This is a genomic window from Streptodolium elevatio, assembly GCF_053592165.1.
In genome coordinates, this window is sequence record NZ_JBSFVE010000016.1 from 146,872 (window position 1) to 166,798 (window position 19,927).

The 19,927-nt window shown below is 73.5% G+C and carries 20 protein-coding genes; 11 read left to right on the top strand and 9 right to left on the bottom strand.

What is annotated here, in order from left to right:
* Nucleotides 1-121: 121 nt before the first annotated feature.
* From ACWD12_RS27255 to ACWD12_RS27270, 4 genes are all read right to left on the bottom strand, one after another.
* Complete coding sequence (locus tag ACWD12_RS27255; protein WP_450101746.1) at nucleotides 122-673, bottom strand: hypothetical protein; 552 nt, start codon at nucleotides 671-673, stop codon at nucleotides 122-124.
* Nucleotides 670-1,260, bottom strand: coding sequence for an RNA polymerase sigma factor (locus tag ACWD12_RS27260; RefSeq protein WP_450101747.1), 591 nt, complete (start codon nucleotides 1,258-1,260; stop codon nucleotides 670-672). The genes ACWD12_RS27255 and ACWD12_RS27260 overlap by 4 nt, the downstream gene beginning before the upstream one ends.
* Nucleotides 1,257-1,832: a DUF3995 domain-containing protein gene (locus ACWD12_RS27265; RefSeq protein ID WP_450101748.1), complete on the bottom strand. Its 576-nt coding sequence runs from the start codon at nucleotides 1,830-1,832 to the stop codon at nucleotides 1,257-1,259. Before ACWD12_RS27265 ends, ACWD12_RS27260 begins: the two co-directional genes overlap by 4 nt.
* A 228-nt stretch (nucleotides 1,833-2,060) precedes the next feature.
* Nucleotides 2,061-3,023 carry a LysR family transcriptional regulator gene (locus ACWD12_RS27270; protein WP_358362581.1) on the bottom strand — a complete coding sequence of 321 codons (963 nt, stop codon included), beginning with the start codon at nucleotides 3,021-3,023 and terminating at the stop codon, nucleotides 2,061-2,063.
* A 151-nt stretch (nucleotides 3,024-3,174) separates the two neighbouring features.
* Between ACWD12_RS27270 and ACWD12_RS27275 the strand changes: the two genes are divergently transcribed.
* The 5 genes from ACWD12_RS27275 to ACWD12_RS27295 all read left to right on the top strand — a co-directional run bounded on the left by ACWD12_RS27275 (nucleotide 3,175) and on the right by ACWD12_RS27295 (nucleotide 9,498).
* A complete protein-coding gene (locus tag ACWD12_RS27275; RefSeq protein ID WP_450101749.1) occupies nucleotides 3,175-4,215 on the top strand; it encodes a DMT family transporter in 1,041 nt (346 codons plus the stop codon).
* Nucleotides 4,216-4,361: 146 nt separating this feature from the next.
* A complete protein-coding gene (locus ACWD12_RS27280; protein ID WP_450101750.1) occupies nucleotides 4,362-5,129 on the top strand; it encodes an MBL fold metallo-hydrolase in 768 nt (255 codons plus the stop codon).
* A 161-nt stretch (nucleotides 5,130-5,290) separates the two neighbouring features.
* Nucleotides 5,291-8,587, top strand: coding sequence for an SNF2-related protein (locus tag ACWD12_RS27285; RefSeq protein ID WP_450101751.1), 3,297 nt, complete (start codon nucleotides 5,291-5,293; stop codon nucleotides 8,585-8,587).
* Nucleotides 8,584-8,886: a hypothetical protein gene (locus ACWD12_RS27290; RefSeq protein WP_450101752.1), complete on the top strand. Its 303-nt coding sequence runs from the start codon at nucleotides 8,584-8,586 to the stop codon at nucleotides 8,884-8,886. Before ACWD12_RS27285 ends, ACWD12_RS27290 begins: the two co-directional genes overlap by 4 nt.
* Before the next feature lie 75 nt (nucleotides 8,887-8,961).
* Nucleotides 8,962-9,498, top strand: a complete 537-nt coding sequence (locus ACWD12_RS27295; protein ID WP_358362589.1) for a GNAT family N-acetyltransferase — start codon at nucleotides 8,962-8,964, stop codon at nucleotides 9,496-9,498.
* Nucleotides 9,499-9,509: 11 nt separating this feature from the next.
* On the opposite strand, the gene ACWD12_RS27300 is transcribed toward ACWD12_RS27295, so the two are convergent.
* On the bottom strand, nucleotides 9,510-9,905 hold the full coding sequence (locus ACWD12_RS27300; protein WP_450101816.1) for a nitroreductase family deazaflavin-dependent oxidoreductase: 396 nt from the start codon (nucleotides 9,903-9,905) through the stop codon (nucleotides 9,510-9,512).
* Between the two features lie 278 nt (nucleotides 9,906-10,183).
* On the opposite strand from ACWD12_RS27300, the gene ACWD12_RS27305 reads away from it, so the two are divergent.
* Both ACWD12_RS27305 and ACWD12_RS27310 read left to right on the top strand, forming a co-directional pair.
* Nucleotides 10,184-10,894, top strand: coding sequence for a TetR/AcrR family transcriptional regulator (locus tag ACWD12_RS27305; protein ID WP_450101753.1), 711 nt, complete (start codon nucleotides 10,184-10,186; stop codon nucleotides 10,892-10,894).
* Between the two features lie 43 nt (nucleotides 10,895-10,937).
* Entirely contained in the window at nucleotides 10,938-11,492 is a 555-nt protein-coding gene (locus tag ACWD12_RS27310; RefSeq protein WP_450101754.1) for a GNAT family N-acetyltransferase, read from the top strand.
* Here the strand turns inward: ACWD12_RS27310 and ACWD12_RS27315 are convergent.
* Nucleotides 11,473-12,399 (bottom strand): LLM class F420-dependent oxidoreductase, encoded by a 927-nt coding sequence (locus ACWD12_RS27315; RefSeq protein WP_450101755.1) that lies wholly within the window; start codon nucleotides 12,397-12,399, stop codon nucleotides 11,473-11,475. The genes ACWD12_RS27310 and ACWD12_RS27315 overlap by 20 nt on opposite strands.
* A gap of 109 nt (nucleotides 12,400-12,508) precedes the next feature.
* On the opposite strand from ACWD12_RS27315, the gene ACWD12_RS27320 reads away from it, so the two are divergent.
* Nucleotides 12,509-13,006 (top strand): nitroreductase family deazaflavin-dependent oxidoreductase, encoded by a 498-nt coding sequence (locus ACWD12_RS27320; protein WP_450101756.1) that lies wholly within the window; start codon nucleotides 12,509-12,511, stop codon nucleotides 13,004-13,006.
* A gap of 11 nt (nucleotides 13,007-13,017) precedes the next feature.
* On the opposite strand, the gene ACWD12_RS27325 is transcribed toward ACWD12_RS27320, so the two are convergent.
* The gene (locus tag ACWD12_RS27325) at nucleotides 13,018-13,482 is read right to left on the bottom strand and encodes an SRPBCC family protein (RefSeq protein ID WP_450101757.1); all 465 of its coding nucleotides are present in this window, start codon (nucleotides 13,480-13,482) and stop codon (nucleotides 13,018-13,020) included.
* Nucleotides 13,483-13,630: 148 nt separating this feature from the next.
* Between ACWD12_RS27325 and ACWD12_RS27330 the strand changes: the two genes are divergently transcribed.
* The 3 genes from ACWD12_RS27330 to ACWD12_RS27340 all read left to right on the top strand — a co-directional run bounded on the left by ACWD12_RS27330 (nucleotide 13,631) and on the right by ACWD12_RS27340 (nucleotide 18,368).
* The gene (locus tag ACWD12_RS27330; protein WP_450101758.1) at nucleotides 13,631-14,359 is read left to right on the top strand and encodes a 2OG-Fe(II) oxygenase; all 729 of its coding nucleotides are present in this window, start codon (nucleotides 13,631-13,633) and stop codon (nucleotides 14,357-14,359) included.
* Between the two features lie 442 nt (nucleotides 14,360-14,801).
* Nucleotides 14,802-16,535, top strand: a complete 1,734-nt coding sequence (locus ACWD12_RS27335; protein ID WP_450101759.1) for a YVTN family beta-propeller repeat protein — start codon at nucleotides 14,802-14,804, stop codon at nucleotides 16,533-16,535.
* A 231-nt stretch (nucleotides 16,536-16,766) separates the two neighbouring features.
* On the top strand, nucleotides 16,767-18,368 hold the full coding sequence (locus ACWD12_RS27340; RefSeq protein WP_450101760.1) for an ABC-F family ATP-binding cassette domain-containing protein: 1,602 nt from the start codon (nucleotides 16,767-16,769) through the stop codon (nucleotides 18,366-18,368).
* A 144-nt stretch (nucleotides 18,369-18,512) separates the two neighbouring features.
* Here the strand turns inward: ACWD12_RS27340 and ACWD12_RS27345 are convergent, their stop codons facing one another.
* Together ACWD12_RS27345 and ACWD12_RS27350 are read right to left on the bottom strand one after the other, a co-directional pair.
* On the bottom strand, nucleotides 18,513-19,274 hold the full coding sequence (locus tag ACWD12_RS27345; RefSeq protein ID WP_450101761.1) for a methyltransferase domain-containing protein: 762 nt from the start codon (nucleotides 19,272-19,274) through the stop codon (nucleotides 18,513-18,515).
* Between the two features lie 128 nt (nucleotides 19,275-19,402).
* Nucleotides 19,403-19,795, bottom strand: a complete 393-nt coding sequence (locus ACWD12_RS27350; RefSeq protein WP_450101762.1) for a hypothetical protein — start codon at nucleotides 19,793-19,795, stop codon at nucleotides 19,403-19,405.
* Nucleotides 19,796-19,927 lie beyond the last annotated feature (132 nt).

Consider the following 19,927-nt stretch of genomic DNA (forward strand, 5'->3'; position numbering starts at 1 on the left):
GCAACCGCAAACGCGGTCGGCCACGCAGTCGCCGACACCACCGCGGTCACGGCTACCGGCGTGTCCGCGGCCGCGTGGTCTGCCGCCCCGCGGTCTGCCGCCGAGCCGACTGCGCGGCGCCTCACCCGGGCCCGTGGCCGACCACCCGGTCCGTCAGGAGCGCCAGCGCGTGCCGCAGTTCGCGCTCCGCGCCGGGCAGGAGCATCGCGCGGCCGGGGACGCGGACGCCGCCGGTCAGGGCGACACGCGTCCCGAAGCCGTCCCCGTCGCCTGCGCGGATTCCGACCTCGCCGGTCCCTTCCGCCGGCCTTCCGGTCCCCTGGTTCCCGATCGGTTCGGCGGCCATGCCCACCAGCAGAAAGCGACTCTGGAGCCAGCACCAGCCAGGGCGCAGCACACCGTGCAGGCGCGCCCGCGGGCCGTACCTGCTCCGGGCGAGCGCGGTGACCCGGTCCCCGTCGACACTCTCGACGCGCACCTTGCGCATGTCCGGCTGGAACTCGCCGAAGCCGCCCTCCAGATCGCCCATCACCAGCCACACGTCGCGGAACGACGCGGGGAGCACGCCTTCGACGACCCGTGCCCCGCGCACCCCGGCGGCCATGACGCGCATGCGTCCGACCGAGCCGAGCGGCGGCATCCCGTCGGCCATGCCTTCGAGCATGTCCGTCATGACGACCACATCCTTCGGAATCCGGCACGGGCACGGTGCAGCCGGGACTTCACCGTGCCCTCGGGTACGCCCAGCAACGCGGCGGCCTCCTTCTCGTCGAGCCCCTCCACGTCGCGCAGCACCAGGACCGCGCGGTGCTCGGGGGACAGCCGGGAGACGACGTCGCCGATGTCGGCGGCGAGCTGCGGGTCGCCCGGGGCGGGCAGGTCGATCGGCTCGACGGGCAGGTCGCGCGCGTCACGGCGGGCCACGCGGACGGCCTCGCGTACCGCGACCGCGCGGACCCACGCGTACAAGGCCTCGGGCTCGTCGAGCGACCGCAGCGCGCGGAACACCGCCACCAGCGTTTCCTGGACCGCGTCCTGACGACTGCTCAGGGCGATGGGCGCGCAGATGGACGAGACGTAGGGGATCAGCTGGTCGAGCAGGTCGTTCATCGCCAGCGTGTCGCCCTGCCGCGCGGCCCGGGCCAGCGCGATCCCGCGCGCCCGGCGGTCCGCCGCGGTGTCAGGCGGCCGCCCGGACGGCAGTCTCGGCGGCTGCCTCGGCGGCTGTCTCGGGGGCTGTTCGGTCACAGTGCCGATCATCCCCCGAGAGTTTCGCCCGTCCGGGCACGGCGGCCCCGCGCCACCGCGGCTTCCCGTGCCGTCACCTCGCGTGCGGGAGCTTCCCCGGTGGTCGTCTCCGGCGACGGTTCGACCGGAGTCGCCGCCAGGCGCATCGCCGCGTACCCGAAGCCCACGCACGCCGGGGTGTACAGCACCAGATTCAGCCAGTAGAACGGCACGTCCATGTCGCCCCCCACTCCCGTGATCCATACCGCCCCGGCCGACGCCCGCAGCGCGAGTCCGCCGGCAACCGCCGCCGTGCCGAGGCGGGCCGCCTGCCGCACCCGGCGTCCGCCGACGCGGTGCGAGTGCACGTACACGGATGCGGCCGCCGTGCCCAGCAACGCACAGAGCGGGAGCAACACCTTTGGGGTGAAAGGAACATCGGCATTGAGAACGGCGTAGGACAGGCCCCGCGCAGAATCGGCGGGCCATGTGAGGCCCGTCGCCCAGACGGCGTGCACGAGCGCGTCGCCCGCGAGCAGCGCCGCAACGGCACTGCCGAAGCGACGTGCCCTGGAGGCGCGCAACGGCACCAGTGGGTTGCTCATCGAGGGATCCCCTTCCGAACCTGACGGCGTGTCGGTGGGAGGAGGAGCCCGGACGCCGATTCGTTCCGTGCGAATTCGCGCAGATCGTGGTGATCGCCGTCACGTTCCGCAGGGAAGGCGCGAAATGGACTGCCGGACATGGACCATCCCGCTCTGGCCATCGAGCCGCGCGGCATCGCCGACCCGGCGCCGGCCGCCCTCACCGCGGACGCCGTCGCGCCGATCGCCTCAGGCCACGGCCAACGGCCGCCCGGCCTCGACCCGGCCGGCCTGCGCCGCGAGCGCGTCCAGCACGATGGCCAAGTGCGGGGCGGTTTCGGAGCCGTTGCGGACGTACGCCGCGATGTGCCGCTGCGGGGCCTGGCCGGTCAGCACCCGCAGGACCACGTTGCCCGTGTGCTGCGGTGTCATGGTCGACATCTTCGCGCTCACCAGCCGGGGCACGAGCGAGATCCCCAAACCCGCCTCGACCAGGCCGAAGATGGTGGTCCATTCGTCCGCGCGGTGCCGGACACGCGGCGCGAACCCGGCCGCGGCACACGCCGTCGCGGTCAACTGGCTGCACGCGCCGACGGATCCCGTCACCCATGTGTCCTCGACGAGGTCCGTGAGAGAGATCTCGCGGGCGTTCGCAAGAGGGTGGTCCGCGGGCATCATCACATCGAGCGGGTCGGACATCAGCGGCATCCGCGCGAACCGGGCGTCGTCGCCCGCCGGGCCGTCCGGCGCCGCGATGACGATTGCGATGTCCATCTCACCGGCCACGAGACCCGTGTAGCCCTCGGGCAGCTCGGACTCGCGGAGCACCAGCGACAGACCCGGCCGGCGCTCGCGCAGATCCCGCAGCGCGGGCAGGACGAGGCCGGTGATGGCCGAGCCGAACGCGGTGATGCGTACTTCGGCCGTGCCGCCTTCCTGATAGGCCGCCAGATCGGCTTGTACGCGCTCCAGTTGCGCGAAAAGGTGATCGGCGTGCCGGAGCAGGACACGGGCGGCGCCGGTCAACCGTACGCGGCGGCCGGCCGGTTCCAGCAGGCGTACGCCCGTCTCACGCGACAGCGCGGTCAACTGCTGCGACACCGCCGACGGCGTCAGGTGCAGCGCCTCGGCGACCGCCGAGACCGTCCCGCGCCGGTCGAGTTCGCGCAGCACGCGCACCTTGCGGAGGTCGAGGTCGGAGGGAGACGTCATACCGGCCACGCTAGGGCACCGCGATTGTTCAGTCCAGGCTTAACGCTCTGCTGCGGATTTTGTCGATGGACGTAAACAGTCGTGCGGCGGCAGCCTGGATACCGAGCGGCAGGCGCGCACCGCGCCGCCGGCGGACGAAGGGAACCGGGCCATGGGCGGCACGCTGCGGTGGGGGAGTCTGGCGCGTGTCGCGCTGCTGGCGGCGATCTGGGGCTCCAGCTTCCTGTGGATCAAGCTGGCACTCCGCGGCTTCTCGCCGGTGGAAGTCGCGCTCGTGCGCGTCGGCCTGGGGGCCGCGGTGCTGCTGGCGCTCAGCCGCGTGCGCGGCATCGGCCTCCCGAAAGGGCTCGGCACCTGGGGCCACCTGACGGTCGCGGCCTTCTTCAACAACGCGCTGCCGTACGCGCTGTTCGCCTTCGGCGAGGAGACGGTCGACAGCAGCGTCGCGGGCGTCATCAACGCCACGACGCCACTGTGGACCCTGCTGCTCGCGGTCGTGGTCGGCAGCGGAAAGCGTCTGTCGCCGGCGCAGGTCGCGGGGCTGTTCCTGGGCTTCGCGGGCGTCCTGCTGATCCTGGCGCCCTGGCAGGCCAAGGGCGCGTTCGGGCCGGGCGCGGCGATGATCATGATCGCGGCGTTCTCCTATGCGATCAGCTACCTGTACCTCGACCGCTTCCTCGCTGCCCGCGGCCTCGACCCGGTGGTTCTGTGCGGTGCGCAGCTCGCCGCCGCCACCGCGATGCTCGCCGCCGTGCTGCCGTTCACCGGAGACCTGGCGGTCGACGTCCGCTTCGACGCCTTCGCCGCGATCGCGGTGCTCGGCATCCTCGGCACCGGCGTCGCGATCTTCCTCAACTACCGGCTGCTGCTCGACGACGGCCCGGCCGTCGCCTCGTCCGTCATCTACCTGCTTCCGCCGGTCTCGGTGCTGCTCGGCGCCCTCGCGCTCGGCGAACCGTTCGGGATCCGGATGGCGCTCGGCATTGCGATCGTCCTCGGCGGCATCGCCCTGAGCCGTCGGAAGGCCGTCGATGCGGACGAGACGTCCGACCTCTCCGGCCCCTCCGATGCCTCCGATGCCTCCGACTTCTCCGGAGTCTCCACGGCCCCTGAAGACGTCGAGACCTCGGACGCCGCGCACGAGCCCGTCGGCTCCGCCTCGCCCACCCCGCTCGCCACAACCCGCGCCTGACGGACGCGCGCCCCTGAACACGGATGCCCCGGCCCCCAACCCCTGCCGGGGCATCCGTCATGCCCGCGCCCGGTCCCGCGCGGAATGATCGCGGACCCGGCCCTGTTGCCCTGACCAATCGCCCGCGCGCTTGTCAGGAGACGCCCATGAGCCGCCTTGCCGTCCGGTACGTCGGAGGTCCCACCGCCGTCCTGGAGATCGGCGGGCTGCGCCTGCTGACCGACCCCACCTTCGACCCGCCCGGCGAACACCCCGTCGGCGCCCGCGCGCTGGTCAAGACCGCCGGGCCCGCGGTGCAGGCCGCGGAGGTCGGCGCCGTGGACGCCGTACTGCTGTCGCACGACCAGCACCCCGACAACCTCGACGACTCCGGACGGCAGTTCCTGGCGGCGGCCCCGCTCGTGCTCAGCACGGCGTCGGCGCACGGCCGCCTGGGCGACGCCGTACGCGTCCTGCCGAACTGGGAGACCGTCGAACTCGCCCGCCCTGACGGCGGATTGCTGCGCATCACCGGGGTCCCCGCACAGCACGGCCCCGACGGCACCGAGCATCTGGTCGGCGAGGTGACCGGGTTCGTCCTCGACGGGGACGGCCTCCCGACGGTGTACGTGAGCGGCGACAACGCCTCGCTCGACGTCGTCCGCACGATCGCCGGCCGGATCGGTCCGGTCGACATCGCCCTGTTGTTCGCGGGAGCCGCACGTACACCGGTCGCCGACGGCCCGCTCACCCTCACCAGCGCGCACGCCGCCGAGGCGACCCGGATCCTGGACGCGTCCCACGTGATCCCGCTGCACTTCGAGCACTGGGGGCACTTCACCGAGGGGGCGGACACGCTCGCCGCCGCGTTCGAGACCGCCGGCCTGGCCGACCGCCTCCACCTCCCCAAGCCGGGGGACCGCATCGAGCTGTAGCCGAGCCTCGCCCGCAACTCCGCGACGGGGGTGACCGCCGGGCCCGCTCTCGAAGGGCGGCACGCCCCGGGGATCGGCGGCTGTCGGATGCGGCGCATAGGCTGCCGGGGTGGCACGGTCCGAGGTGCCGCATCGGGGGTCGCACGACGGAAAGGCACGCGGTGTTCGCTCTGCACGCGCTCTGGCGCGCGGACCGGACGCTCGCGATCTGGGGCGAGGACGGCCGCGCCCGGGCGGATTCCGCAAGTCACAGCGGGGCAGCGCACCCGTACGCGTGTTCCGCCGACCTGCTCGCCGAACTGCTCGGCGGCGTCGGCCCCGGCCTGGAATGGCTGGCCGGGCAGGCCCGGCACCGCTGGGCCGGGCTGCTCCTGCCCACCTTCGCCGACGCGCAGCCGCAGCCGTCCCCCGAGATCCCGGCCGAACCGGTGCGCGGCCCACGCCCGGACCTCGCGCTGCGGCCGTGGCGGGTGCCCGCGCTCGTCTTCGACGTCGACGAGGCCGCACAGCTCCTGGGCGCGCTGTTCGACCCCCGGCACGCCGCGCTGCGCACCGAGACCGCCGACGAGGGGGCGGTCGACGTCCCGTACGGCACGTCGCTGCGCTGGCTGACCGCCGTGCACGATGTGGCATGGCGGCTCGCCGGACGCGGCCGCGTGCTGCCGGACCTCGTGGTCGAGGACGACACGGCCCTCGCCCGGTGGCGGCCCGCGCCGACCGAGGACGACTGGACGCTGATCCGCGCCCTCGCCGACGCCTGCCCGCCCGTGTGCCGTGCCGAGGTCCGCGGCACGCCCGGTGCCGGCGCCCGCGATGCCAACGCCCCCGATGCCGACGTCCCCGGCGACGCGAGCCCGGCCGGGGCCGCGGTCGGCGCCATGGAACTTGTGGCCGACCTGCTCGACGTGCTCGTCGACCGCGAAGTACGCGCGGCCCTCGACGGGCTGCCCTCGCTGCTGCCGCCCGGCCGTCCGCCGCGGGACCCCGAGACGGCGGCCGAGCGGTGGCTCGCCGCGCTGACCGGCCCGAGCGGACGGATCGGGCCGCTCGCGCCGCTGGGACGCTCGACACGGGCGGTGGCCCCCGAGCCGGCCGGTGCGGTCTCCACCGAGGACGTGGTGCGGCTGCGCGACGCACTCGCCCGGTGGCAGAGCAGCGAGGCGTCGCCCGGCCGGCCGCTGCGTACCTGCTTCCGCCTCGTCGAACCGCTCGGACCGGACCCCGCCGATCTGTTCGGCGGCACCACCGACGACAACTGGCGCGTCGACATCCTGCTCCAGGCCCCCGACGAACCGTCGCTCCTGGTGGAGGCGTCGCGCGTGTGGACGGCCGGCCCGGTGCTCAACGTGTTCGAGCGCAAGCAGTACCAGCCGCAGGACGCGCTCCTCGCCGACCTCGAACGAGCCGCCCGGGCCTGGCCGGTGCTCGACTCGACGCTGCGTGAGGTCTGTCCGGGGACGGTACGCCTGGACCGCGACGGCGCCCTCGCCTTCCTGCGCGCCGCCGCCCCCGCCCTCGCCGCAGCCGGTTTCGGTGTTCTGCTGCCGAGTTGGTGGCGGAACCCGCCGAAGGTGGGCCTGACGCTGTCGGCGCGCACGTGTACGCCCGGCCTGGTCGCCGGCGGCAGCCTGCTGGACCAGGACGCCGTCGTCGCCTTCGAATGGCGCGCGGCGCTGGGCGACGCCGTGCTCACCGACGCAGAGCTTCGCGAACTGGCCTCGGCCACACGCCCGTTGGTGCGTTTCCGCGGCCAGTGGACGGAAGCCGACCTGGCGGACATCACCGCCGCCGCCGCGTTCATCGCACGGCAGGGCACCGGCGTCATGGCGGCTGGCGAGGTGGTACGCACCGCGATCGACCCCGGTGCCACAGTCGCGGGCCTGCCGGTCTTCGGCGTCGACGCGGACGCGTGGCTCGGCGAACTCCTCGCGGGCGCCGAGGCGGTGCGCGAACGCCCGGTGGTCCTGCCGGACACCTTCGCCACGACGCTGCGCCCGTACCAGCAACGCGGCCTGGACTGGCTGGCGTTCCTGGCACGCCTGGGCGTGGGTGCGGTGCTCGCGGACGACATGGGCCTCGGCAAGACCGTGCAGACGCTCGCGCTGCTCGCCGCCGAACAGCGCGAGGACGAGGAGGCAGGGGTTGCGGGCACGCCGGGCCCCACACTGGTCGTCTGCCCGATGTCCCTGGTGGGCAACTGGGCCCGCGAGGCCGAGCGCTTCACGCCCACACTGGGCGTCCACATCCACCACGGCGCCGACCGCCGCACGGACGAGCAGTTCCAGAAGGCCGCACGTGACGCGGACATCGTCATCACGACCTACGAAACCGCCCTCCGCGACACCGAGATGCTGCGCACCGTCCCGTGGCGCCGCGTGGTGGCCGACGAGGCGCAGAACATCAAGAACATCGCCACGCGCCAATCGCGTTCGATCCGCGCGCTGCCGGCCCGGCACCGCATCGCGCTCACCGGGACGCCCGTCGAGAACCGCCTCGCCGAACTGCACTCCGTGCTCGACTTCGCCAACCCCGGACTGTTCGGCAGCGCCGAGCAGTTCAAGGCGACGTACGCAATCGCCATCGAACGCAACGGCAGCGAGGCCGCGTTGGCGGCGCTGCGCCGCGTCACGGCGCCCTTCGTGCTGCGCCGTCACAAGACCGACCCGGCGATCGCCGCCGACCTGCCGGCCAAGCAGGAGATGACGGTGCTGTGCTCGCTGACCCCCGAACAGGCGGGCCTGTACCGGGCGGTCGTCGCCGACATGGACCACCGGGTCGCGCACACCGCGGGCATCGAGCGGCAGGGCCTGATCCTGGCGACGATCGCCAAGCTCAAGCAGATCTGCAACCACCCCGCGCAGTTTCTCAAGGAGACCGGCACGCCCGTCGCCGGGCGTTCGGGCAAGGTGGAACGCCTCGCCGCGATTCTGGAGGAGGCGGCGGCCGAGGGCGACAAGACGCTCTGCTTCACGCAGTACGCCCGGTTCGGCGGGCTGCTCCGCGAGCACCTGATCGACCGCCTCGGCACCGAAGTGCTGTTCCTGCACGGTGGGATCACCGGGCGGCGGCGCGACGAGCTGGTCGAGCGCTTTCAGGACCCGGACGGGCCTTCGATCTTCGTGCTGTCACTCAAGGCGGGCGGCACCGGTCTGAACCTGACCGCGGCGAACCAGGTGGTGCACGTGGACCGGTGGTGGAATCCGGCGGTCGAGGACCAGGCGACCGACCGGGCGTACCGTATCGGGCAGCGACAGCACGTGCAGGTACGCAAGTTCGTCTGCGTCGGCACGGTGGAGGAGCGCATCGACGCGCTGATCGCGGCCAAGCGCGGCCTCGCCGCGTCGGTCGTCGGGGCACGGGGCGCGGCCGGAGGGGCGCCGGGGGAGCACTGGCTGACCGACCTGTCGGCCGAGGCCCTGCGCGAACTGGTCGCACTGTCGGAGGAGGCGGAGGCATGAGGGGCACGACACCGGAGGACGCGGGCCGGGACGACACGGGCCACCGGGAAGCCGCCGACCCCGGCGTTGCCGACGTCGGCGTCGACACCCCGGGCGTCGTCGCTCCCCTGCCCGCCGACCCCCGTCGCGGCGACCTCGGCGCCGCCGACTTCTGGGGCGGCGCCGTGCCCATGGCCGCGGACGCGCCGTTGGTGCCCGACCCGGCCGTCGCCCGGCTCGGTGTGCCGGACCTGGCAATCCGGGGACGGAATCCGGCCGATCTCGTGCGTCCCGCGTACGACGCGCTGACCTCTCGGTGAGTCGGGCGCGCCGACACGGCAGGATCGTTGTCGGCCCGCGCACCTTGCGGGCCGGAAAGAGTAAGGAGTTCTTCCATGTCCGCCGAGTCCGTCCGTATCCGGCCGGCCCACCCCGACGACCTTGAAGCGGTCGCGGCGATCTACGCCCACTACGTCCACAACAGCGTCGCGACGTTCGACGAGGTGCCGCCGACGGCCGAGGACTGGCGGGCCAAGGCGTACGACCTGCACGCCCGCGGCCTGCCCTTCCTCGTCGCGGAGGAGGATTGGGAGGTGGTCGGCTTCGCCTACGCGGGCCCGTGGCGGCCCAAGCCCGCGTACCGCCACACCGCCGAGGACACCGTCTACATCTCGCCCGACCACACCGCCAAGGGGGTCGGGCGTGCCCTGCTGTCGACGCTGCTGCCGCTCTGCGCGGACGCCGGGGTCCGCCGCGTCCTGGCGGTGATCGCCGACGGCGGCGACGACAACACGTCGTCGCGGCTGCACAAGTCGTTCGGCTTCACCGAGGCGGGGCGCCTCACCGAGGTGGGCTTCAAGCACAACCGCTGGATCGACACCGTGCTCTACGAGTTGGAGCTGAAGCCCCGTCAGGCACCGCCTGCGGAGTAGGAGTTGCCGCGTCAGCCCTGGGTCCGGATGCGGAACACCGGGTAGCCCGGGGCGATGCGCAGCAGCTCCTCGTCGGTCGCCGTGGCGTCCACGCCCTCGAAGAACACGCCGACCTCCCACTTCCAGCGCTTGAGGTAGGCGCGCAGGATCTCCGGCTTCTCGTGGTCGGCCAGTTCGACGTACGTGAAGGCCTCGACGCGCTTTCCGAGGCGCAGTTCGCCGCCGTCCGTCGCGCGCAGATTGCGCACCCACTGCGTGTGGCCGCGCGGGGCGACCAGGTAGAGGTCGTCGCGGTGGGTGAGCGGGTTGACCGGCGTCGTACGCCACTGGCCCGACTTGCGCCCGCGCACCGCCAGGATGCGGCTGCCCGCGAGGCTGATGCCGTGCCGGGTGAGCCAGCCGACCATGCGGTTGACCGCGGTGGCGGCCCCGCCCGCGGAGACCACGCGGGGCCCGCCGGCCTTGCCCGCCTCGGTGCCCTGGGTCTGCGCGGTGGTCTGCTCGACGGTCTGCGCGGCGGTCGTGGCGATTCCGGTCATGATGGCGTCTCCCTTTGTGATCCCTGCTCGTTGTCGAGAGCACTGCTCTCGCTTGCCTGGGAAGAGCATGCCCGACCGACCGCCGCCAATGCAAGAGCAGTGCTCTCTTTTTTGTGCGCCGATCCGACACGTGGAACACTTCCGGCATGAACGCGAGCCGAACCGCCCGTGACCGCGCCCGGGCCGAGCTGACCCGCGAGATCACCGAGGAGGCCCGCCGCCAGGTGGCCTCCGAAGGCGCCCAGCGCCTCTCCCTGCGCGCGGTCGCGCGCGAACTCGGCATGGTCTCGTCGGCGCTCTACCGCTACTTCCCGAGCCGGGACGACCTGCTCACGCGGCTGATCATCGACGCGTACGACGGGCTCGGCGAGGCCGTCGAGCGCGGCGACGACGGCATCCCCGCCGCCGATCCGCGCGCCCGCTGGACCGCCAAGTGCGCCGCCGCCCGCACCTGGGCCATCGCCCACCGGCACGAGTACGCGCTCATCTACGGCACGCCCGTCCCCGGCTACCAGGCCCCGGAAGCGACCGTCGGACACGCGAGCCGCGTCCCGGTGGCCCTGCTCGGCGTCGTCAAGGACGCCCTCGACGCCGGCCTGCTCGCCGAGCCGCCCGCCCGGCGGCACGCGCTCGACCCGGAGCTCGCCGCACAGGGCGAACTGGCCGCCTCCCTCGTCGCAATCGACCTGCCGCCCGCCGCCGCGGTTCGGGCGGTGATCGCGTGGTCGCAGCTCTCCGGCATGATCGGCTTCGAGCTCTTCGGGACGTTCGCGGGAAGCTTCGATCCGGCCGACGCGTTCTTCTCCGAGGCCGTCGCCCGGATGGCCGACCTGGTCGGACTGCCGGACGGCGGGTGAGCCCGCGTACCACCCGGCCGACGAGACCACGGGAGCGCACCGCATGACCCTCAGCCCGATACCGCAGGAAGCCGGTCCGGCCGGCCCGGCCGCTCCGCGGGAGGCGGACGGCGGCTCCGGCGCGGCGGTGTTCGACGTACGCCACCTGCCGATCACCGACCCGGCCGCGGCCCCCATGCTCCGGGCGCTCGGCGAGCAGTACGACAGCCTCTACGGCGCGCTCGCCGCCGACGAGATGACGCGGTTCCCCGTGCACGAGTTCGACCCGCCGGACGGGGCGTTCGTGCTGCTCTTCGAGCGCGGCGAGGCGGTCGCGGGCGGGGCGTTCCGCCGCTATGACGCGACCACGGCGGAGTTCAAGCGCATCTGGACGCACGAGGACCACCGGCGCCGGGGGCTCGCGCGCAAGGTCCTGGAGGAACTGGAGCGCACCGCCGCCGAACGCGGCTACACCCGCGTCTACCTGACCACCGGGCCGCGCCAGCCGGAGGCGAAGGGGCTTTACCTCGCCACCGGCTACACGGCCCTGTTCGACACCGACGCGCCCCCGTTCGCGCCGTGGCCGTTCGAGAAAGCCCTCAGCCGAGCTGCGGCATGACCTCGGAGGCGATCAGCTCCAGGTGGTCCAGGTCCGACAGGTCCAGCACCTGGAGGTAGATCCGGGTCGAGCCGAGGGCCGCGTACCGGCCGATCTTCTCGACCACCTCGGCCGGGCTGCCCGCGAGGCCGTTCTCGCGCAGCTCGGCCGGCTCCCGGCCGATCGCCGCCGCCCGCCGCGCCACCTCGGCGTCGTCACGGCCGACGCACGCCACGAGCGCGTTGGAGAACACCATGCTGTCGGCGGGGCGTTCCTGCGCGGCCATGGCCTCGCGCACCCACCCGAAGATCCGCTCGCTGTCCGCGGTGCTCGCGAACGGGACGTTGAACTCGTCGGCGTAGCGCGCCGCGAGGGCCGGCGTGCGCTTGCGCCCGTGGCCGCCGATGAGGACGGGCGGACGCGGGCTCCGCACGGGCTTGGGCAGCGCGGGGGAGTCCTTGAGGGTGTAGTGCGTGCCCGCGAAGTCGTACGTTTTGCCGACCGGGGTCTCCCACAGCCCGGTCACGATCGCGAGCTGCTCCTCCAGACGGTCGAACTTCTCCTTCGGGAACGGGATGCCGTACGCGGTGTGCTCCTCCTCGAACCACCCGGCCCCCAGGCCGAGTTCCACGCGCCCGCCGGACATCGCGTCCACCTGGGCCACCTGGATCGCCAGCACGCCGGGCAGTCGGAACGTGGCCGCGGTCATCAGCGTGCCCAGGCGGATGCGCTTCGTCTCGCGCGCGAGGCCGGCCAGCGTGATCCACGCGTCCGTCGGGCCCGGCGACGGGTCGCCGTCACCCATCCGGAGGTAGTGGTCGGACCGGAAGAACGCGTCGTAGCCCAACTCCTCGGCCGCCCGCGCGACCGAGAGCAGCGTGTCGTAGCTCGCACCTTGCTGGGGTTCGGTGAACACTCGAAGATCCATAGGGCCATTCTCACCCCGGGGCCTGCGCCGACCCACTCGCCCCACCGGGCGCATGATCGGTCAGGAATCGAGAAGCGCCCGCTGCCGGGCCGCTCATAGCGTTGGTGGCATGGACACCGAGCACACCGATTCGAGGCCGGCCATGAACCAGGACCAGAACACCGGCACGCGCAAGCCCGGCACCCCGGGGGCGTTCTCGCGCTGGATGCAGCACAAGGCGAACGCCCGCATGGCCAAGAAGATCCGCCGCGGCAAGGGCACGTTCATGGGCATGGACGTCCTGCTCCTGCACACGACCGGACGCCGCAGCGGGGAACGCCGCGAGACGCCGGTGGCGTGGTTCCCGGACGGCGACGACGCATGGCTGGTCGTCGCCTCGGGCGGCGGCAGCCGACACCCGGACTGGCACGCCAACCTGCTGGCCCACCCCGACCAGGCCTCGGTCGAGATGCCCGGACGGTCCGCCGCTCCCGTGACCCCGCGGCGCCTCACCGGCGACGAGCGCGAGCAGGCCTGGCAGCGCATCGCCACCGCGCAGCCCCGCATCGCGAAGTACCAGGCCAAGTCGGAGCGCGTCTACCCGGTGGTGCGCCTCACCCCCAGGTGAGGCGCGGCCGCTCAGCCGCCGTCCCGCTCGGCGGCGGCGGCGATGTCGGCGAGATCCTGCTTCATCGCCTTCGCCACCGCCTTGTGCCCGAGGCGGTTGAACACCTTGGCGAAGAACCCTGCCGGACCGCCCGCCGACGTGCCGCTGAACGCCATCCGCAGGATCGCGGTGTCGTCGAGGTCCGGGGCCACCGAGAACTCCGAGACGTAGTGCATGCCGTGCGAGTTCGCCTCGGCGACGTACCGGTGCGGCGGCTCGCACGCCGTCACCGTCATCTCCTCGGTCGCCTGCTTGCCGAACATCGTGCGCGTCTCGCGCCACCGCGTGCCCACCCCGAACGGACCCGGCGTCAGCACCTCGGCCTTCGTCACGCCGCTCAACGTGTCGGCCGCGCCCGCCGGATCCGTCAGGATCCGCCACACCCGGTCCGGCGACGCCTTGACGCGCCGCTCGACCACTACCTGAGGCTCAGTCATACCCCTCATCGCAGCAGAATCCTGGGCATTCCGCGCGATGACTCGGCGGCGCGCCGCGGCAGGTGCGAGGTCCGATTTCCGCCGGACCGCGGCAGCCGCGTCGCGCACAGTGGGAGGTGACACAACCGCCGGCACCCAAGGACGCACTATGGCCATCCAGGCAACCGCCACCCCGCTCGCCCGGTCGGTCGCCGAGACGGACTGGAACGCGCTCACGGAAGAGCTCGACGCGTACGGAGGCGCGCTCACCGCACCGCTGCTGGACCCCGAGACGTGCCGGACCGTCGCGGACCTGTACGACCACCCCGAGGTGTTCCGCAGCACCGTGGACATGGCCCGGCACCGCTTCGGCTCCGGCCAGTACCGTTACTTCGCGTACGAACTCCCGGGCCTTGTCACCGAATTGCGTGCGGCATTGTATCCGCGCCTGCTGCCCGTCGCCCGTACCTGGGCCGCGCGCCTCGGCCGTCCCGCCCCCTGGCCCGACACGCTGGAGGAGTGGCTCGCCATGTGCCACGCGGCAGGCCAGGTACGCCCCACCCCGCTGCTCCTGCGCTACGGCCCCGGCGACTGGAACGCCCTGCACCGCGACCTGTACGGCGACCTCGTCTTTCCCCTCCAGGTCGTGATCGGCCTCGACGTCGCACACGAGGACTACACCGGCGGCGAGTTCCTGCTCGTCGAGCAGCGCCCCCGTGCCCAGTCGCGCGGCATGGCGACCACGCTGCCGCGGGGCCGCGGCTTTGTCTTCACCACCCGCGACCGCCCGGTCCGCTCCGTCCGCGGCTGGTCCGCCGCCCCGATGCGGCACGGCGTGAGCACCGTCCGCACCGGACGCCGCCACGCGCTCGGCATCGTCTTCCACGACGCCGAGTGATCGGTCGGCGGCCCGCCCGCGAGGGCCCTTGCGGGTCCTCCGCGTGCGCAGCCGTGCCTGCCGGGTGTCCGAAACGGCGGCCGGGTGGTCGGTTGCTGGCGGTTGCGTTCGTCTGCGGAGTCGGATTGTGCCCTGGTCCGACCGATGTGTGTGTTCGGCCCTGCCGGGTTCGTCCCCGATGCCATTCTGAGCCCTCCGAGGGAACCAACCTCGTTGTCTTTCAGGGATGTTCGCACCGTAGCGGGCGCCGGTTCCCCGGTGGCGTGACCGGGGGCGGGGCCGCACGGTCCGCAACCCCGCCACCTCAGTCGGCGCTGCCGTGCGCGGGCGGACGCCGAGTGGGGAGGGGCCCATGTCCTCGAGTTCAGCCTTACGTACCACACGAACGACCCGAACGACCCGTGAGAGGCGTGCCGCAGGGCGCCGACGGTTCACCGCGCTGGTGGCCTCCGGCGCCCTCGCCGTCTCCGGCCTGGTCGCGCTCACGGCCCAGGAAGCGCGGGCCCTCGCGCCGCCCGCGCCGGTGGCGTACGTAGCCAACCTCAGCTCGGACACCGTGTCCGTGGTGGACACCGCCACCAACGCGGTCACCGCCACGATCCCCGTCGGCTCGGCGCCCAGCGGGGTCGCGGTGTCCCCGGACGACAGCCGCGTCTACGTCCCCAACAGCGGCTCCGACACGGTCTCGGTGATCGACTCCGCCACCGACACCGTCACCGCGACCGTCCCGGTCGGGGCCGTCCCGGTCAACGCCGCGGTCTCTCCCGACGGCGGCACCGTCTACGTCACGGCGCTCGGCGCGGACGCGGTGTCGGTCCTCGACACGGCGACGAACACCGTCACCGCGAACATCCCGGTCGGCGACGGCCCGTTCGGCATAGCACTGTCCCCGAGCGGCCTGCGCGCGTACGTCACCGCCAACAGCGCCGGCACGGTGTCCGTCATCGACACCGCGACCGGCACCGTCGCCGCCACGGTCCCGGTCGGCGCGCGTCCGAGCAGCATCGCCGTCACCCCGGACGGCTCCCGCGCCTACGTCACCAACCAGGACTCGCACAACGTCTCGGTAATCGACATCCCCACGAACACCGTGACCGCCACGATCGCCGTCGGCGTCGGCCCGTTCGGCCTCGCGATCTCCCCGGACGGCTCGCGGGCGTACGTGACGAGCAGCGTCGACAACACGGTGGCGGTGATCGACACCGCGACCCACGTCGTCACCGCCTTCGTCCCGGTCGGGGCCGGCCCGTTCGGCGTCGCGGTGTCCCCGGACGGCAGCCGCGCGTACGTCACCAACGCCCACGCCAACACGGTCTCGGTGCTCGACACGGTGGCCAACGGCGTCACCGCGACCGTCGACGTCGGCCAACTGCCGTACGCCGTCGCCGTGTCGTCGGCGGGCACCCCACCGACCGCGGACCTGGCCGCGGCCGTCACCGACTCGGCCGACCCCGTGACCCAGGGCGCTCCGCTGACGTACACCGCCACGTTCGCGAATCAGGGGCCGGACGCCGCCACCGGCACGATCGCGACCCTCACGCTGTCCGGCGCCGCCCGGACGATCACCTCCGCCACGCCTTCCCAAGGCTCGTGCACCCTCGCGCCACCGACCGTGACCTGCGCGCTCGGGACGGTCGCGGACGGCACCGCGGCCACCGTCACCGTCGCCGTGACGCCGACCGCGACCGGCACGCTCACCGCCGCGGTCTCCGCCACGGCGACCGAGGCCGACCCGGAACCCGCGGACAACACCGCGAGCCAGGCCACCTCGGTCGACGCCCCGCCGAGCGCGGACATCGACGTAGACGTCACCACCCAGACGCAACTGGGCCTCCTGGTGCCCTACCTCACGTACACCCTGACCGCGCGCAACACCGGTCCCGCTCCGGCCGGTTCGACGACGGTCACGGCCACGCTGCCGCCGGGGGCCGGCGCCACCAACCTGTCCGCCGGATGCACCGCCGCACCCGGCACCGTGACCTGCATGTACGGGACGATCGTCGGCGGATCCAGCGCGAACAAGACGTTCCGCGTCCCGCTGCGCCTGCTCTCGCTCGGGCAGGTCCAGGTCAGTGCCGCCCGCACCGCCTCCGCACCGGCCGACCCGAACCCCGCCAACGACACCGCGGCGGCGAGCTGCACCGTGGTGTCGATCCTGCTGGCCACCTGCCCCTGACCAGGTGAGCCGCAGTCCGGCGGGCGGCCCCGAAGCCGCCCGCCGGACCGGGACGGAGACGGGCGAGCGCCCGCGAACCGTGCCGCAAGGCGCGGCGTCCCGCAAAATCCTTCGCGGTCCGGAAACGTGCTCACGTACACTCGGCCGCATGTCTACGCCCCGGCTGTCCTAGCTCCGACACACGCTTCCACGCCACCCGTGTGTCCATGAGCTATCCCGGAGCGTCATCCCATGATCACCGTCCGCGGCGCGGACGTGCGCGTCGGCGCGCGCCTGCTGCTTTCCGACATCTCCTTCACCATCGCCCCCGGCGACCGCATCGGCCTGGTCGGCCGCAACGGCGCGGGCAAGACCACCCTGCTCACCACGCTCGCGGGTGAGGCGGCCCCGGCCGCCGGCACCGTCACGCGCGGGGGCTCCGTCGGCTATCTGCCCCAGGACCCCCGGGCCGCCGACCCCCGGATGGCCGTGGTGGACCGCATCCTGTCCGCCCGCGACCTCGACCGCGCGGTACGCCGCCTGCGCGCGACCGAGTCCGCGATGGCGGCGGCCACGACCGCCGACGCGCTCGAACGTGCGATGGACGCCTACTCCCGCGCCCAGGCCGAGTTCGAGGCCCGCGGCGGCTACGCGGCCGAGGCCGAGGCCGCCCGCGTCGCCGCCGGTGTCGGGCTGCCCGACGACGCCCTGGCGCGGCCCGTCGGCACGCTGTCCGGCGGCCAGCGCCGCCGGGTCGAACTCGCGCGCATCCTGTTCGCCGACCACGACACGCTGCTGCTCGACGAGCCGACGAACCACCTGGACGCCGACTCGGTGGCGTGGCTGCGCGGCTTCCTCGCGTCGTACCGCGGCGGCCTGGTGCTCATCAGCCACGACACCGGGCTGATCGCCGACACCGTCAACCGCGTGTTCCACGTCGACCCGCAGCGCACGACCGTCGACGTGCACAACGTGGGATGGGAGGCGTACCTCGCGCAGCGCGACGCCGACGACCGGCGCCGGGCGCGCGAGCGGGCCAACGCCGAGCGCAAGGCGTCGTCGCTGCACGCGCAGGCCGACAGGATGCGCGCCCGCGCGTCCACCGCCGTCGCCGCCCGCAACATGGCCCGGCGTGCCGACCGCATGCTCGCCGACCTGGAGCCGACCCGGCGCGCCGACAAGGTCGCGCGGATCCGGCTGCCCGAACCCGCGCCGTGCGGACGGATGCCGCTGGGGGCGGTGTCGCTGGCCAAGGCGTACGGCGGACGCGCGGTCCTGTCCGGCGTCGACCTCGCGGTGGACCGGGGCGCGCGCATCGTCGTCCTCGGCCTGAACGGCGCGGGGAAGACCACGCTGCTGCGCATCCTCGCGGGTGCGGTCGCGCCGGACTCGGGCCGTGTGGTGCCCGGAGTGGGGCTGCGGCTGGGCTACTTCGCGCAGGAGCACGACACCCTCGACCCGGCGCGCACGGTACGCGAGAACCTGGCCGCCGCGGCGCCGCACCTCACCGACGACGAAGCGCGGCGCGTGCTGGGCGCGTTCCTCTTCCGCGGCGACGACGCGGACAAGCCGGCCGGGGTGCTGTCCGGCGGCGAGAAGACGCGGCTGGCGCTGGCCGGCCTCGTCCACTCCGGGGCGAACGTGCTGCTGCTCGACGAGCCGACCAACAACCTCGACGCGTTGTCGCGGGACGAAGTACTGGGCGCGGTCGGTGCGTACCCGGGTGCGATCGTCATGGTCACGCACGACGAAGCGGCGATCGAAGCCCTGCGTCCCGACCGTGTCCTGGTCCTGCCGGACGGGACGGAGGACCTCTGGAACCCGGAGTACGCCGACCTGGTGGCGTTGGCCTGAGAGGCTGGGCCGCCCCGGTGTCTCAGGCGCAGGTTTCGCGGACCGGCCGACCGGCCGGTCCGCGGACCTCGCTTGTCCGTGCCGGGCCGTTCCTTGTCCGCGCCGGGCCGCGGTGGTTCGCGCCGGTTCGTGTGCCCGGGCGGGCTACCCCGGCTTGCGCGCCTCGACGAGGAAGCGGGTGGTCCGCGCGACGAACGGCCCCTCCGCCTCGATGCGGTCGTGCAACTCCCGGAGCCGGTCCCGGTATTGCGCGACCGTGAAGCCCGGGACCAGCCAGATCACCTTGCGCAGGAAGTAGACCACCGCGCCGATGTCGTGGAACTCGGTGCGCAGCGACTCGGCGCGAAGGTCGACGACCTCCAGGCCGGCCGACTCCGCGTCGCGGCGGGCGTCGTCGGGGTGCCGGGCACGGCGCACCTCCTCGGGCTGCGGACCGAGGAAGAACTCGACGAGCTCGAACACGCTCGCCGGACCGACCTGTTGCGAGAAGTACGTGCCGCCCGGCCGGAGCACGCGGGCGATCTCGTCCCACCACACCGTGACCGGGTGCCGGCTCACCACCAGGTCGAACGCGTCGCCGCCGAACGGCAGCGGCGGCTCGTCCTCATCGGCCACCACGACCACCCCGAGCGGGTGCAGCAGCCGGGTCGCCTTCGCGACGTTGGGCGGCCACGACTCGGTGGCCACGGCCAGCGGCGGGAGCTTCGGAACACCGGCCAGCACCTCGCCGCCGCCGGTCTGGACGTCCAGCGCGGCGGTGGCGACCGCGAGGCGCTCGCCCATCGACCGCTGGTAGCCCCACGAGGGCCGCTCCTCGGTCGCGCGGCCGTCCAGCCAGGAGAAGTCCCACCCGGCGACCGAGACGGACTCCGCCTCCGCGACGAGATGGTCGAACGTACGTGACATGAGGCCATCCTCGCAGGCCGCGTCGTCGACCCCGGGGATTGCCCGGCCGTCCGGTTGGGCCGCCGTGCCCGCGGTTGCTCGGGCGCCGCGGCGTGGGGCACCCTCGAACGGGCCAACTTGCAGCCAGGTCAGGAGAGTTCCCTGCCCGCGGCGCCTGGGGCGGGGGTGGGGCGGGGCGACTTGGGCAGGGGAGCGGCGAGCCGGGCGCCCGCCGCGGCGGTGGCGCGTACCACCAACGCGTCGAGGTCCGACGTGTGCTCCTCGGGCACCGCCACCTCCACGGCCACCCGGCCCAACGCGGGCTCCTCGACGGTGAAGCGGAACGGCGCCCGGCACGCCTGGTCGCGCGTCACCAGGTCGCGTACTCGGGCCTCGGCCGCGGCCGCGAACACCAGGCGGGCGCGTGTCGCGCCCAGGCGCCCCGCGCCCACCAGGGCGTCGGCGAACAGCGCGTCGAAGGCCGCCGCCCGCAGCGGATGGTCCCCGGTCGGCAGTGTGTACGCGTCCGGTATCCACGTCATGATGCGGATCCTTGCGCACGAACGACGCCCCGCGCCCCCGCAATGACCGGATTCGTGCGCCGGAGGCGCCTTCCGACCGCCTGTCAGCCTGCCGGTCCGCTGCCCCGCACGTACCACGGTCCGCCGCGTCTG

Coding starts and splice junctions, on each gene's coding strand:
- ACWD12_RS27350 (WP_450101762.1), bottom strand. CDS start 19,795: ATGACGTGGATACCGGACGCGTACACACTGCCGACCGGGGACCATCCG.
- ACWD12_RS27310 (WP_450101754.1), top strand. CDS start 10,938: ATGACCCTCAGCCCGATACCGCAGGAAGCCGGTCCGGCCGGCCCGGCC.
- ACWD12_RS27260 (WP_450101747.1), bottom strand. CDS start 1,260: ATGATCGGCACTGTGACCGAACAGCCCCCGAGACAGCCGCCGAGGCAG.
- ACWD12_RS27330 (WP_450101758.1), top strand. CDS start 13,631: ATGGCCATCCAGGCAACCGCCACCCCGCTCGCCCGGTCGGTCGCCGAG.
- ACWD12_RS27315 (WP_450101755.1), bottom strand. CDS start 12,399: ATGGATCTTCGAGTGTTCACCGAACCCCAGCAAGGTGCGAGCTACGAC.
- ACWD12_RS27300 (WP_450101816.1), bottom strand. CDS start 9,905: ATGGTCGGCTGGCTCACCCGGCACGGCATCAGCCTCGCGGGCAGCCGC.
- ACWD12_RS27305 (WP_450101753.1), top strand. CDS start 10,184: ATGAACGCGAGCCGAACCGCCCGTGACCGCGCCCGGGCCGAGCTGACC.
- ACWD12_RS27345 (WP_450101761.1), bottom strand. CDS start 19,274: ATGTCACGTACGTTCGACCATCTCGTCGCGGAGGCGGAGTCCGTCTCG.
- ACWD12_RS27255 (WP_450101746.1), bottom strand. CDS start 673: ATGACGGACATGCTCGAAGGCATGGCCGACGGGATGCCGCCGCTCGGC.
- ACWD12_RS27325 (WP_450101757.1), bottom strand. CDS start 13,482: ATGACTGAGCCTCAGGTAGTGGTCGAGCGGCGCGTCAAGGCGTCGCCG.
- ACWD12_RS27340 (WP_450101760.1), top strand. CDS start 16,767: ATGATCACCGTCCGCGGCGCGGACGTGCGCGTCGGCGCGCGCCTGCTG.
- ACWD12_RS27320 (WP_450101756.1), top strand. CDS start 12,509: ATGGACACCGAGCACACCGATTCGAGGCCGGCCATGAACCAGGACCAG.
- ACWD12_RS27290 (WP_450101752.1), top strand. CDS start 8,584: ATGAGGGGCACGACACCGGAGGACGCGGGCCGGGACGACACGGGCCAC.
- ACWD12_RS27265 (WP_450101748.1), bottom strand. CDS start 1,832: ATGAGCAACCCACTGGTGCCGTTGCGCGCCTCCAGGGCACGTCGCTTC.
- ACWD12_RS27270 (WP_358362581.1), bottom strand. CDS start 3,023: ATGACGTCTCCCTCCGACCTCGACCTCCGCAAGGTGCGCGTGCTGCGC.
- ACWD12_RS27275 (WP_450101749.1), top strand. CDS start 3,175: ATGGGCGGCACGCTGCGGTGGGGGAGTCTGGCGCGTGTCGCGCTGCTG.
- ACWD12_RS27280 (WP_450101750.1), top strand. CDS start 4,362: ATGAGCCGCCTTGCCGTCCGGTACGTCGGAGGTCCCACCGCCGTCCTG.
- ACWD12_RS27295 (WP_358362589.1), top strand. CDS start 8,962: ATGTCCGCCGAGTCCGTCCGTATCCGGCCGGCCCACCCCGACGACCTT.